Source organism: Flavobacterium hibernum, from assembly GCF_000832125.1.
Lineage (GTDB): Bacteria > Bacteroidota > Bacteroidia > Flavobacteriales > Flavobacteriaceae > Flavobacterium > Flavobacterium hibernum.
On sequence record NZ_JPRK01000014.1, the window covers coordinates 21,478 to 35,516 of the forward strand.

Genomic DNA, 14,039 nt, shown 5'->3' on the forward strand with positions numbered 1-14,039 from the left:
AACCAATTATTTATGACTAACTTTTTAATTACTAAAAGCAAATCGAAATACTTTAAAAATCTGGGTTTCTTGATTTTCATGTTAGTATTCTCTGCTGCGGTAAATGCTCAAACAACTGTTTCAGGAACAGTTTCAGATAGTAGCGGACCAATACCGGGAGTAAATATTATTGTAAAAGGCAGTAACATTAATACTGTTTCAAATTTTGACGGAACATATACTATTAAAGCACCGGCAACCGCTATTTTGGTATACAGCTTTATAGGTTACAAAGTAAAAGAAGTATCTGTAGCCAATAAAAGTAAAATTGATGTTCTACTAGAAGAAGACTTAAACAATTTGAAAGAAGTTGTAGTAGTTGGATACGGAACCATGAAAAGAGGAGATTTAACCGGAGCAGTTTCATCTATTAATAGTGCAGCAGTTTCACAATCAGTTTCAACAACAATCGATCAAGTATTACAAGGTCGTGCAGCGGGGGTAAACATTCAGCAAAATAATGGAGCTCCAGGAGCAAGTTCTTCAGTTCGTATTCGTGGTATAAGTTCGATTACAGGAAGTAACGAGCCTATTTATGTAATTGATGGAGTTGTAATTGATGGAAATACAGGATCTATGAACTCCAACCCATTGGCAGGAATTAACCCAGCCGATGTACTTTCTGTAGACGTTTTAAAAGATGCTTCGGCAACTGCTATTTACGGTTCAAGAGCTGCAAATGGTGTTATCATGATTACAACCAAAACAGGAAAAAAAGGAGATCTTACCTTAAATTTTGATAGTTATGTAGGTTGGCAGGAAATTCCAAAACAACTACAAGTCCTTAATTTAAGAGAGTATGCAACACTTAAAAATACAAGAGCAGATCTTGGAATTGTACAACGTGACAATGCTTTTATACGACCAGATTTATTAGGCGAAGGAACAAACTGGCAAAATGAATTGTTTACAACTGCCATGATGCAGAGTTACAATTTATCTGCTTCCGGAGGAACAGATAACACTACTTATGCTTTAGGAATTGGTTACTTAGATCAGGATGGTATTGCTGTTGGATCTTCATTTAATCGTTTCAATCTTAGAGGAGTAATCGATTCTCAGGTAAAAAGCTTTTTAAAAATTGGAGTAAACATGGCTTTAAACAAATCTGAGCAAGTAACAACATTTAATGACGGAGCTTTAATCTTAACAGCACTTAAACAAACGCCTAATGTTGCTGCACGTAATGCCGATGGTACTTTTGATGGACCAGACACGACAGAATTTGTTCAAAACAATCCTCTAGGTTTGGCTTTAATGAGAGACAATCACAGCGAAAATTATGGAGTTAGAGCAAATACTTATGCCGAAATTAGTTTTTCAAAAGCATTAAAATTTAAATCACAATATTCAATCGATTATAATTTTGGAAATAATTACACATTCAATCCTTCTTATACATTTGGAGCACTTGTAAATGATGTACGTGAAGGAACCAGAACAAAATCACTAAGTGACAACTGGATTTGGAATAATTTATTGACCTATAATAAAACATTCGGAAAACATACTGTAAATGCAATGTTGGGAGAGGAAATGCAAGAACAACATTGGGAAAATTTATATGGATACCGTTCTGGATACATCACAAATGGAGCTACAGATTTGAATGCGGGAGATCCAACAACAGCAAGAAATTCAAATGCTAGTATTACAAGATCACTTAGTTCTTATTTTGGAAGAGTATTTTATTCTTTTAATGATAAATACCTATTAACAGCAACATTAAGAAGAGATGGTTCATCTCAGTTTGCCAAAGACAATCGTTGGGATTGGTTTCCATCAGCAGCACTTGCATGGAAAGTTTCAAATGAGAATTTCTTGAAAAATAACCAGACGATCAATAACTTAAAACTACGTTTAGGTTGGGGGGTAGTAGGTAACCAAAGTGTTCCTGATTATGCTTATACATCAGTATACGGTACATCAGCAACGAATTGGGGAAGCGGACAAATTGCGACCAACACCGCTAATCCTGATTTAGGATGGGAAAAAACAAAATCGAGTAATATTGGTTTAGATCTTGGACTTTTTAAAAATAGAATCGAACTTGTTGCCGATGTGTATTACAAAAAAACAGACGGGTTATTACTTGATTTAGCGCTTCCTGCTTATGCCGGAACATCTGGACAAGGTTCGACTGCGCCACCAACATACAACATTGGATCTCTTGAAAATAAAGGTATCGAGTTTACGCTAAACACGATCAACATGCAAAGAAATGACTTTACTTGGAAATCAAGTTTCATTTTCTCTATGAACAAAAACAAAGTATTATCACTTAATACAGAATCTGGGGTTTACGACAGAACACTTCAACAAGGTTCAGATGTTACAGTTGTGACAAGAACAGCAGTTGGACAACCTATTGGACAGTTTTACGGATATAAAGTAATTGGACGTTTTGAAAAAGCAACTGATTTTTATTATAAAGACAACACAGGAGCTGTAAAACCAACCGCTTTACCGGAAGGAATGGTAATTGGAGAAAATGGAGTTTGGATTGGAGATTATATGTTTGAAGATAAAAATAAAGACGGCGTTGTAAACGAAAAAGATTTAGGATATATTGGTAATCCAAATCCTGATTTTAATTTCGGTATCAATAACTCATTCTCATTTAAAGGTTTTGACATCAATATATTACTAACAGGTTCTTACGGAAATGAAGTAATGAATTACCAAAGACGCTGGTTAGAAAATCCTCGTGAGAATACCAATTTATTAAAATCGGCATTAGGATATGCACAACTAGAACTAATTGATCCAACAGGACCAAACGATTACAGAAACGTGCAAATTGTTGGAGGAGATCCTTATATGCCTAGAATTGGAGCTTCGTCTGCATCATCAGCTTCGAACTTTCGTTTAAGCAATCGCTTTATAGAAGACGGATCTTATGTAAGAGTTAAAAACATCTCAATCGCTTATAATTTGCCAAAAAGTTTATATGCTAAATGGGGAATTTCGAACATCAAAGTATATTCAAACGCGCAAAATGTATTGACATTCACTAAGTACAAAGGTTATGACCCTGAGGTTGGTTCTATTAATCAAAATGCCCTATTAACAGGTATTGATAATGGACGTTATCCATCGCCAATCATTACAACTCTTGGATTAAATGTTAATTTCTAAATCGTACAAACAATGAAAACAAAAAATATATTTCACAGAGTTCTTATGATCACCTTGCCACTTATTTGGGTTAGTTGTAGTGATTTTTTAGAAAATGAACCAGAAGATCGAATTACAAAAGAGAATTTCTATAAAACCGAATCTGATTTTCAAGCAGCAACAGGACCACTTTACAATAAAGTATGGTTTGATTTTAATGACAAATTCTATTATGGATTAGGCGACGGACGTGCTGCTAATTTGTACGCTCCTTTTTCTGACTATGTTTATCCGTTTACAGATTTAACAGAAACAGGATTAACAGGACCATTAGTTTCGGCTTGGGCATCATTGTACAATGTAGTTCAGCAATCTAATAATGTTATCATAGGTATTACAGATAGTCAGGTTAGTGCCACTGTTAAAAATAAATATATTGCCGAGGCAAGATTTATGAGAGGAACAGCATACTGGTATTTAGCGTCACTTTGGGGCGATGTAATTATTTCTACAGATCCAAGAGAATTGGTTAAAAACCCAATTGTAAACAAAAATCCATTAAAAGATGTTTACGAATTTGCCATGCGCGATTTAGAATATGCAGCAAAATACCTTCCTGAAACAGTTGGACAATCAGGACGTTTAACAAAATACAGTGCATTCGGAATGTTATCACGCGTTTACCTATCGTATTCAGGAATTAGCGCCAATCCGAACAGCGGAACAAGAAATCAGGAATATCTTGATTTAGCAAAAAAAGCAGCCGAAAAAGTAATCACAGCAGGGCCATACAAATTGATGGATAATTATGCCGATTTGTTCAAAATCGACAACAACAACAATTCAGAGTCAATGTTTGCGCTACAATGGGTACCAAATGGAGATTATGGCGTAAATAACACACAACAAGCTTATTTCGCAATAGGATCTGACGTTACTGGTGATGATGCCGCTTGGGGATATTGGACAAGAGCTTCATACAATATTTTGCAAGAATACGAATCTAAAGATGCTCGTCGTAAAGCAACTTGGATGGCCGACGACGATTTTTATCCGGAAATTAACAAATCAAACGGAGGATATACCGTAGATCATAGCAAAGATTTCTTAACAGTAAAAAAAGGAGTTGTAGGATCAACAAAAGACAATCCTAAAACCACACGTATGAATTCAGGTTTAAATACTTACATGCTACGTTTAGGCGAAGTGTACTTAAATTATGCCGAAGCAGCTTTAGGAAACAATGCCACAACTGCTGATGCTGGTGCCGTAACCGCAATAAATGCACTTCGTTTACGTGCAGGACTTGGGACAAAAGCAACATTAACATACGCAGATATTATTCACGAAAGAAGAGTAGAATTGTGTATGGAAGGTCAATATTGGTACGACCTGGTTCGTAGATCTTACTACAAACAACAAGAAGTTATTAATTATGTAACCGCTCAAAACAGAGGTGTTATAACACCAATTTTGTATGATTCTGCAACAAACGCAGTTTCAGTAGATGCTTCAAAAAGTACAAGTCCACGTGCGATTGGAGTAATCGATGCAACCATATTTACTTTGCCTTATCCGGAATCAGAACTTGTTCAAAACCCTTTATTGAGAGAAAATCCAGTTCCGTACGAGTTCAAAGAGGAAAGAATAAAAGACTTATTCTAGTAGTATTAAAATAATAAATCTAAAAGAAAGATTAATATGAAATATATTTTAAATAAAAAGTATTGGGCACCCATCGCATTCCTAGGAATCATGGTTTTTAGCATGCTATTTACTGCTTGTGATAATAACGACTCTAACGGAAAAACTATAACAATCAGTAGAGTATTTTTAGAAGATGTAAACTCATCAGTACCGGATAGAGAAGTTACTTTTGCCCGTTTAGGACAAACCTTACGTATAGAAGGTTCAGGATTTACAGGTCTGAAAAAGGTATATATTAACGGATATTCCACTTATTTTAATGTAGTTTATGTATCCGATAATTCAATGATAATAAGTGTTTCTTCAGATACACCAACCATAGATGCAGATCCTTCGGTTCGAAATACCATTCGATTTGCAAACGACAGTAACGAAACCACTTTTTCTTTTGAAATTCGATCAGGAAAACCAGTTATTAACGGGATTTCAAATACGATGCCTAATGTGGGAGAAAAAATTCTTGTTGTAGGTGCTGGTTTAACCGAAGTTAAAAAAGTAGTTTTCCCAGGAAATGTTGCAGTAACAACCGGAATTACATCAGACCCTGACGGTGAATTTTTTACAGTAACAATGCCAAGTGGAGTTTCAGACCTTGGAGGATCATTATTTGTAGAGAGTTCAAATGGAGGAGTTTATTCTCCAGCCTATTTCAATTTCAAAAAAGGATTATTACTAAATTTCGACGGACAAGGGCAACATGGATATTGGGGAACAAGTACAAGTATGATTCAACCAACAGATTTAGAATCTACAGCAGTTGGAGTTGGAAATGTTTCGCAAGGAAAATATGTTCCGCATCGTCCGGCTCGAATCGCTTCTTTTGATCCTGCAAAAAACCGTTGTACCGAAGTTTGGACAGCAGGAAACGGAGTTGATAATTGGAGAGCACAACTAACACCTTACATTCCCGCAAGTACACCGCTTGACAAAGTAGCGTTTCAGTTTGATATTTATGTTCCACAAGCATGGAAAGATTCAGGATTCTTAAAAATTTGTTTAATCAATAATTTTAACGGAGGAGAGTGGACAGGAGCTTGTTACAATTTTGTTCCGTGGATTGTTGACGGAAAATCAGTAGCTTTTCAACCCACAGGTTGGACAACAGTTACAATTCCGTTAAACAGATTATACACATGGTCAAAAGCAGCCTTTACATTCGAAGCAGTTCTGGCATATCGTGAAGCGGCAACATATCAAAATTTTGGTATGTATTTCGAAAACTCTGATGTTAAATTAAAAGATGTTACAGGAACTGCAAGCGAAGTAGAATTTGCTTCAAAAGCTACTTCAGTAAAAGTTTACACAGATAATTGGAGAATAGTTTCGCTGAATACACCGGTTTACAATGATTTTTCTAACTAAAAAAACATCAAAATGAAATTAAAATATATATTCCCTTTAATAGCTTCATCTCTATTGGTTTTGTCATCCTGTGATGATAATTTGATGGAATGGGAAAAAGACCCAGATCATGGAGCAGTAACAGGAGCAGAGCTTCCGTTAGAATTAGTTGAAAAAATTAGCCGATACGAGCCATTAAAAAGCTACACCAATTTTGTTTTAGGAAACGGAATTGGAGCTGATTTGTACATGAGCGATGCAGCGTACCGAAAAATAGTAAACGAGAACTTTGATGAGGTTACTCCGGGTTATGCCATGAAACATGGCGCTATGGTAAATGCAAAAGGCGAAATAAACTTTACAACCATAGATGCATTTATTGCAGAAACAAAAAAAGCAGGACTAACAGTTTTTGGACATACTTTAGTTTGGCATTCCAATCAAAATGCAAGTTACTTAAACGGTCTTATCGCCCCAACCGTAATTCCAGGTTCTAGCGGAACTAACATATTGGATGTAGCAGGTTTAAAAAGCGGAGCCTTTACCAATTGGTCAAGAAATAATCCCGGAAAAGGAATCACTGTAATCGATAATGCAGGATTAGCAAGTGCCACAAAAGCAATTCAATTGGCCGCAAGTGCAACATCAGCACAACCTTATAGTTTACAGTTAACATCGCCAAATGTACCAATTGTAACAGGACACAATTATGAAATTTCTTTTTACATCAAATCAGATGTAGCAGGAAAAGGGCGTCTTTCTTTTGGTTCAACATTGACAAATCAATATCCATATAAAGATTGGTATAATACAGGAGGGAGTTTTACCGAAGCTTTTGCAACAACATCAGCATGGCAACAAGTTAAAATTAAACTTGCCCCCGGAGATTTTAAAGCAGGAAGCACGACTTTTCAGTTTAATTTAGATTTAGGATATCTTCCAAATGTTACCTATTTAATCGATGTTAATACAATAGCCGTTGTCGATCTTGATGCTGCTACAGGCGTTGTCAATTTAGTTTCAAACGGAACTTTTAATTCAGGAATTACAGGCTGGACAAAAGCTAATGGAGCAACAGATGCATTAAGTGCAGCAACTTCGGCAAATGCTTATGAAGGAGCTGGAGCTATGAAAGTAGTAAATGCAACAACCGACGCAGCAAATCAGTGGAAAACACAGATTAACTCAATGTTTACCTCTACTATGACATCCGGAAAAGATTATACGATTTCGTATATGATTAAATCTGAAGCAACTGGTTCAGTTAGATGTTCAACAACTGGAACAACAGCACGTTATCAAGGAGATCAGGCTACATCGACAACATGGAAATTGGTAGAATGGAAATTTACTGCAAATGGTACAGAAACAGGTTTGAACTTCGATTTAGGAGGAACAGCAGGAACATATTATATTGATAATGTAGTTGTAACTTCTGGCGCAGCGGCAGGAGGAGGAGCAACGGCACCAATTACAGTTGAAAAAACCGATGCCGAAAAAACAAAATTGATTGGTGCTGCAATGCAAGACTGGATTTCTAAAATGATGACACATTACAAAACTGGTGTTTTTGCTTGGGATGTTGTAAATGAGCCAATGAAAGAAGACGGTACATTAAGAAACGGTACAGAAGGTGATACCGCAACAGATTATTTTTCTTGGATAAAATATCTAGGAAAAGATTATGCAGTAACAGCCTTTAAATTGGCTCGTCAATACGGAAATGCAACTGATAAGCTGTTTATAAACGATTATAATTTAGAGTCCAGATTAGATAAATGCGATGGAATAATCAATTACGTGACTTACATCGAAAGTCAAGGTGCTAAAGTTGACGGAATTGGAACTCAAATGCACATTAGTTTGACTACAGATAAAGATAAAATTGCTCAGATGTTTCAAAAACTGGCAGCATCAGGAAAATTGATTAAAATTTCTGAATTAGATGTGAGATTAGGAACAAAAACGCCAACAGTAGCGCAACAAGCTTCTCAGGCTTCAATGTATCAATATGTAATAGATACTTATAAAAAATATATTCCAGCAGCACAACAATACGGTATTACAATTTGGGGTGTTTCGGATAGTGTAAAAGAGCATGAATTTTGGCTTCCTGACGAATCTCCAAACCTTTGGGATGCTAACTATGTTCGTAAGCATGCTTATAAAGGAACGGCGGATGGTCTTGCAGGAAAAGATGTAAGTAAAGACTTTTCAGGAGAATTAGTAAAAAAATAATTTTTGCTCACAAATAAATCCGTAGTATGAATCTAGAAATAGATTTGTACTATGGATTATTTATTTCCTTAACTTTTGCAATCCAATTTAAACCGTTTGCAAACCGTAAAATTGATTTTTAATATTAAAATAATTAAGAATGTTTAATTTTCGAAAGAACAAATTTCTTTTACTAATACTATTAGTAGCTCAGTTTGGGTATTCGCAGGAAAAAATACCAAGCCTTCAGAAAAAAGGAAACAAAACACAATTAATAGTCAACGGAAAACCATTTATAATACTTGGCGGCGAATTAGGAAACTCTTCGGCAACAAGCATGGAAAGTATGGAACCTATTTGGTCAAAGTTAACCGATATGAATCTGAACACCGTTTTAACGCCCATTTATTGGGAATTAATAGAAGCGGAGGAAGGTAAATTTGATTTTTCTTTAGTTGATGATTTAATCCTGAAAGCCAGAAAAGAAAATCTCAAATTAGTATTTCTGTGGTTTGGATCCTGGAAAAACAGTATGTCAAGTCATGCACCGGAATGGGTAAAATTAAATCAGAAAAAATATCCAAGAGTTAAAGACGACAAAGATAAAAGTCATGAAATTCTAACGCCTTTTAGCGAAGATAATTTACAGGCAGATTTACAGGCTTTTCAAAAATTGATGGCGCACCTAAAAGATTTTGATCAAAAAGAACAAACCGTCATTATGGTTCAGGTCGAAAATGAAATAGGAATGTTACCCACCGCCAGAGATTATCATCCGTTAGCCAATGCCGCTTTCAAAAAAGAAGTGCCTCAGGAATTGTTACAATATCTGAAGAAAAATAAAGAACAATTAGTTCCCGAGTTTTTAGAAATATGGAAAAAAAATGGTTTTAAAACATCAGGAAATTGGGAACAAATTTTTGGAAAAGGATTATCAACCGATGAGATTTTTATGGCATGGTATTTTGCAAAATTTACCAATAAAGTTGCCAAAGCCGGAAAAGACAGTTACCCAATACCAATGTTTGTAAACGCAGCCTTAAATGCAGCCGAGAAAAAACCGGGAGAATACCCAAGTGCGGGCCCGTTACCGCATGTAATGGATGTTTGGAAAGCAGCAGGAACTTCAATAGATTTTCTCTCTCCGGATTTTTACAATCCGTTATTTAAGCATTGGAACGATTTATTTACCCGTCAAGGCGATCCATTATTTATACCAGAACATCGCTTTGATGCCAGCGCACCATTTAAAGGGTTATATGCGATTGCACATTACGAGGCAATTGGTTTTTCGCCATTTTCTATAGAGTCAGTTTCAGATGCTAAAAAAGAACCGCTTGGCAAAATATATGATTTAGTAAAACAACTGACGCCCATTATTGAAGCCAATAAAGGACAGGGGAAAATTGATGGAGTTTTATTAGATAAAGAAAATAAATTGCAAATAGTTCAAATGGCTAATTACGAATTTACCTTTAAACACGATTACACCTTAAATTGGTCAGACGGTGCAAAAGAAGAAACTTGGCCAACGTCGAGTGCAATTATTATTGAAATAGGAAAAGACGAATTTTATATAGCAGGCTCAGGAATTGTAGTCACTTTTAAACCTTTAAAAAATACCAGCCTAAATGTCGGAATTTTAAAAACCGATCAGGGAAATTTTGAAAACGGAATCTGGAAAACTGTCCGACATTTTAATGGAGATCAAACCCATCAAGGCAGACATATTAGAATTTCGGTAGGTGATTACGAAATTCAAAAAGTAAAATTATATACTTACGAATAAGGTCAATCCTAACAGGTTTCCAAAACCAGTTAGGTATGATTTTTATTCGCCACGAATTACACGAATGAGCACGAATTATATTTTATTGAAGAAAAAGGAATCTGCTAAATCTGCCAAATCTGCGAGAAAAAAAAACGCCACAGATTAAGTGATTAAAATGATTTAAAATAAATCTGTGTAAATCTTTTAATCTGTGGCAAAAGCATAAAATTCACTTCATAACAAACCCGACAGTCCCGAAGCCTCGGGATAAAACCTGTCGGGTTTACCAAAAAAGTAAAAGAGAAGCAAATGAAAAAAATAATACTATTACTTACGATACTTTTAAGTTTCGCAGTAAATGCACAGATAAAATTGCCAAGACTTATTAGCGATGGAATGATTTTGCAACGCGATACCAAAGTGAAAATTTGGGGTTGGGCTTCGCCAAAAGAAAAAATTCAGCTTGATTTTAATCATAAAACATACAAAGCCGAAACGAACGCAGAAGGAAAATGGACAATTGTTCTTCCGTCTCAAAAAGCTGGTGGCCCGTATGAAATGACATTAAAAGGAAATAGTACAATTGTACTAAAAAATATTCTTTTTGGAGACGTTTGGGTTTGTTCCGGACAATCAAATATGGAACTCCCGATGGATCGATTAAAAGATAAATACAAAGAAGTAATCGCTAAAGCGGAAAACCCAAACATCAGACAATTTTTAGTTCCTGATCAATATTATTTCACCAATGAAAAAGAGGATTTTACTTCGGGAGAATGGGTTTCGGCAAATCCTGTAAGTGTTTTGCAATTTTCTGGCGTTGCCTATTTTTTTGCTTTAGAAATTTATGAAAAGTATAAAATCCCGATCGGTTTAATCAATTCGGCTTTGGGAGGTTCTCCGGCCGAATCTTGGATTAGCGAGAAAAGTGTAAAGAAATTTCCGGATTATTATCAGGAATATTTGAAGTATAAAGATGGAAAACTAGAAGTTCAAATCGACCAAAACGATAAAAAAGTAAGTAACGATTGGTACAAATTGGCGAACAATACAGATCTTGGATTAAAGAACAATTGGTCGAACCCAGAATTTAATGACATCAATTGGAAAACAATGAATGTTCCGGGATATTGGGCAGATAATCAGCTAGGAAATGTAAACGGAGTCGTTTGGTTCAGAAAAGAATTTTCGATTCCTAAAGTAAAAGAGAATACAGCAAAACTTATTTTAGGACGTATCGTCGACGCAGATTCAGTTTATGTAAATGGGCAATTTGTGGGGACAACTTCATATCAATATCCGCCAAGAATATATTCGTTTAATGCCAATATTTTAAAAGAAGGCAAAAATGAAATTGCAGTTCGTATTATCAATAATTCGGGAAAAGGAGGTTTTGTTTTAGACAAACCTTACGAACTTGTTTTAGGAAAAGACACATTAGATTTAAAAGGTTCATGGAAATATGAATTAGGCGCAAAAATGTTGCCTTTGCCCGGACAAACTTTTGTGCGATGGAAACCCGTAGGACTTTATAATGCTATGATTGCGCCTTTAAAAAACTATTCGATAAAAGGCGTGCTTTGGTATCAGGGAGAATCAAGCACCAAAAAGCCATCAGAATATTTTTCGTTAATGGAAACCTTAATTACAAATTGGAGAACACAATGGCAACAACCTAAATTGCCATTTTTAGTAGTACAACTTACCAATTTTATGGATCCTAAAACAGAACCTGTCGAAAGTAATTGGGCAGCGTTAAGGCAACAACAATTAAACACATTGGCGATACCAAATACAGGATTAGCGGTAACAATCGATCTTGGAGAATGGAACGATATTCACCCGTTAAATAAATATGATGTAGGTAAAAGACTTTCATTGCAAGCTAGAAAAAAAGTATATGGCGAGAAGGATTTAGTTGCTTCAGGACCACTTTTTAAAGCAATGGAGCAAAAAGGAAACAAGCTAATTTTGAGTTTTACTGATACAGGATCTGGTTTGTTAGCGAAAGATAATACCTCTTTAAAAGGTTTTGCAATTGCCAATAATGACGGTAAGTTTGTTTGGGCAAATGCAACAATTGAAGGGGATAAAATTGTAGTTTGGAATGACACGATAAGCAATCCGTCAAAAGTGAGATATGCTTGGGCAGATAATCCTGTAGAAGCTAATTTATATAACAAAGAAAACTTACCAGCATCGCCTTTTGAATCCGATTTAAGTAAGAAAAAATAGTTGAGGTTTTATAAATAAAGAAAGGGGAAATCTCATCAGTTTGAGATTTCCCCTTTTTAATTAGAGTTTAGATTTCGAAATAAAAAACTTATTTCAAAAATTAATTTATTCCTCCTCCCAAAGCTTTATACAATAAAACCTGCGAATCGGCATTTTTTAATTGAATGTCAACAAAATCCAATTCAGCCTGAAGCTTGTTTTTTTGTGCACTAATTATTTCAAGATAATTGGCATATCCACTCAAATACAAATCATTCGAAACATTCACAGCAATTTCAAGATGCTCAATCTCTTTCGATTTATAAGCCAAAACATCCTGAAAAGCTTCAGTTCTGTGCAACAATGCACTTAACTCATTATACGCTATAGTGACCGTATTTTGATATTGAAGAAAAGAAATTTGTTGTTTCTTATTTGCAATAAAAAACTCCTGTTTAATTTGACCTTTGTTAAATATTGGAGCCGAAAGCCCGCCAAGCAATTGCCAAGCAAGAGATTCGCTATTAAAAAATGTAGAGAACGAAAAAGAGTTAAGTCCGCCATAAGCACCAAGATTTAAAGTTGGGAAAAAAGCAGCACGTGCAGCCTTAGCATCGGCATGCGTGGCAGCTAATTCAAAATAAGCCTCAGATACATCAGGTCTTTTATGAATGATAGAATCCACACTTATTTTTTGATTTAAAACTTCAAGATGTCCAGATAAAAAGGTTGAACTTCTTTCGATTTTTCCGCCATATTCACCCAAAAGATTCAGTAAAGCTTTTTCAGTTTGATCAATACTCAAATCCAATTGCTTCGCTTCGGCAAGAATGTTATTGTTTTGCGCATTAAATTGCTGTACAGCTAATTCAGTAGCTTTTCCAACAGATCTTTGCGCCGAAATAATATCAAGAGCGCGCTGCTGCGTAACTAGATTTTTTTTATAAATAAGCGCTTGATTGTCCAGTGCAATAAGTTTGTAATAAAGCGATGCAATATCACTAAGCAATCTGGTTTGTAACAATCTCATTCCTTCTTGCGAAGCAAAAAAACGTTCGCGCGCCGCTTTTTTTCGATTGCTTAATTTCCCCCATATATCAGCTTCCCAAGATACTTTTCCAGCAAGAAACAAATTTGGAGTTACATCAGTATTAATTCTTTGATTGTCTTGTATGTTTTGAGACAAATTTGTGTCAAAGTTTCCAACACCATCCATAGTATATTTACCATAATGAGTTCCAGATGCATCTGCCACAATTTCAAAAGAGGGCAATAAAGCAAGTTTTGCTACTTTAAGATGAGAATTGGCAATTGCAATTCTTTCCTGCATGATTAAATAGTCAGGATTTTGAGCAATAGCTTTGTCTAATAATTTTTCTAATTGAGGATCTTTAAAATAGTTTTTTGTTTTTAAAGGAATAAAAGCCTCAAGATTTTCAGTTGAATTTTTTCGCTTAGCATCAAAATTTTCGGGCAATGTTTTAGCTTTTTGCTGTTCTGCCATCTTTGGGGCAGAACAAGCTGTTAATACAACCACAAATGCTATTATTAAAATAGAAGTTGAGTTGTTTCTCATAAAATGCCATAAAGAATTTACGATTTGATGAGATTTATATATTGAATTTTTCATTGT

The 14,039-nt window shown here is 35.3% G+C and carries 7 protein-coding genes; 6 read left to right on the forward strand and 1 reads right to left on the reverse strand.

Annotation, left to right across the window (positions count from 1 at the left end; translation table 11 throughout):
* The first annotated feature begins 12 nt into the window (after positions 1–12).
* From IW18_RS16725 to IW18_RS16750, 6 genes are all read left to right on the forward strand, one after another.
* Complete coding sequence (locus IW18_RS16725; protein ID WP_115098663.1) at positions 13–3,177, forward strand: SusC/RagA family TonB-linked outer membrane protein; 3,165 nt, start codon at positions 13–15, stop codon at positions 3,175–3,177.
* 12 nt (positions 3,178–3,189) lie between these two features.
* Positions 3,190–4,821 carry a RagB/SusD family nutrient uptake outer membrane protein gene (locus tag IW18_RS16730; protein ID WP_041519051.1) on the forward strand — a complete coding sequence of 544 codons (1,632 nt, stop codon included), beginning with the start codon at positions 3,190–3,192 and terminating at the stop codon, positions 4,819–4,821.
* 36 nt (positions 4,822–4,857) lie between these two features.
* Positions 4,858–6,225, forward strand: coding sequence for a glycan-binding surface protein (locus IW18_RS16735; RefSeq protein WP_041519052.1), 1,368 nt, complete (start codon positions 4,858–4,860; stop codon positions 6,223–6,225).
* A 12-nt stretch (positions 6,226–6,237) separates the two neighbouring features.
* The gene (locus IW18_RS16740) at positions 6,238–8,442 is read left to right on the forward strand and encodes an endo-1,4-beta-xylanase (RefSeq protein WP_041519053.1); all 2,205 of its coding nucleotides are present in this window, start codon (positions 6,238–6,240) and stop codon (positions 8,440–8,442) included.
* 139 nt (positions 8,443–8,581) lie between these two features.
* Positions 8,582–10,210: a GH35 family beta-galactosidase gene (locus tag IW18_RS16745; protein ID WP_041519054.1), complete on the forward strand. Its 1,629-nt coding sequence runs from the start codon at positions 8,582–8,584 to the stop codon at positions 10,208–10,210.
* Positions 10,211–10,501: 291 nt separating this feature from the next.
* Complete coding sequence (locus IW18_RS16750) at positions 10,502–12,427, forward strand: sialate O-acetylesterase (protein ID WP_052480206.1); 1,926 nt, start codon at positions 10,502–10,504, stop codon at positions 12,425–12,427.
* A gap of 100 nt (positions 12,428–12,527) precedes the next feature.
* Here the strand turns inward: IW18_RS16750 and IW18_RS16755 are convergent, their stop codons facing one another.
* Positions 12,528–14,036, reverse strand: a complete 1,509-nt coding sequence (locus IW18_RS16755) for an efflux transporter outer membrane subunit (protein WP_089081950.1) — start codon at positions 14,034–14,036, stop codon at positions 12,528–12,530.
* Positions 14,037–14,039: the final 3 nt, after the last annotated feature.

What these genes read in the sequence shown, in the direction of transcription:
- IW18_RS16725 (WP_115098663.1), top strand. Translation starts at nt 13, where the DNA reads ATGACTAACTTTTTAATTACTAAAAGCAAATCGAAATACTTTAAAAAT.
- IW18_RS16730 (WP_041519051.1), top strand. Translation starts at nt 3,190, where the DNA reads ATGAAAACAAAAAATATATTTCACAGAGTTCTTATGATCACCTTGCCA.
- IW18_RS16735 (WP_041519052.1), top strand. Translation starts at nt 4,858, where the DNA reads ATGAAATATATTTTAAATAAAAAGTATTGGGCACCCATCGCATTCCTA.
- IW18_RS16740 (WP_041519053.1), top strand. Translation starts at nt 6,238, where the DNA reads ATGAAATTAAAATATATATTCCCTTTAATAGCTTCATCTCTATTGGTT.
- IW18_RS16745 (WP_041519054.1), top strand. Translation starts at nt 8,582, where the DNA reads ATGTTTAATTTTCGAAAGAACAAATTTCTTTTACTAATACTATTAGTA.
- IW18_RS16750 (WP_052480206.1), top strand. Translation starts at nt 10,502, where the DNA reads ATGAAAAAAATAATACTATTACTTACGATACTTTTAAGTTTCGCAGTA.
- IW18_RS16755 (WP_089081950.1), bottom strand. Translation starts at nt 14,036, where the DNA reads ATGAAAAATTCAATATATAAATCTCATCAAATCGTAAATTCTTTATGG.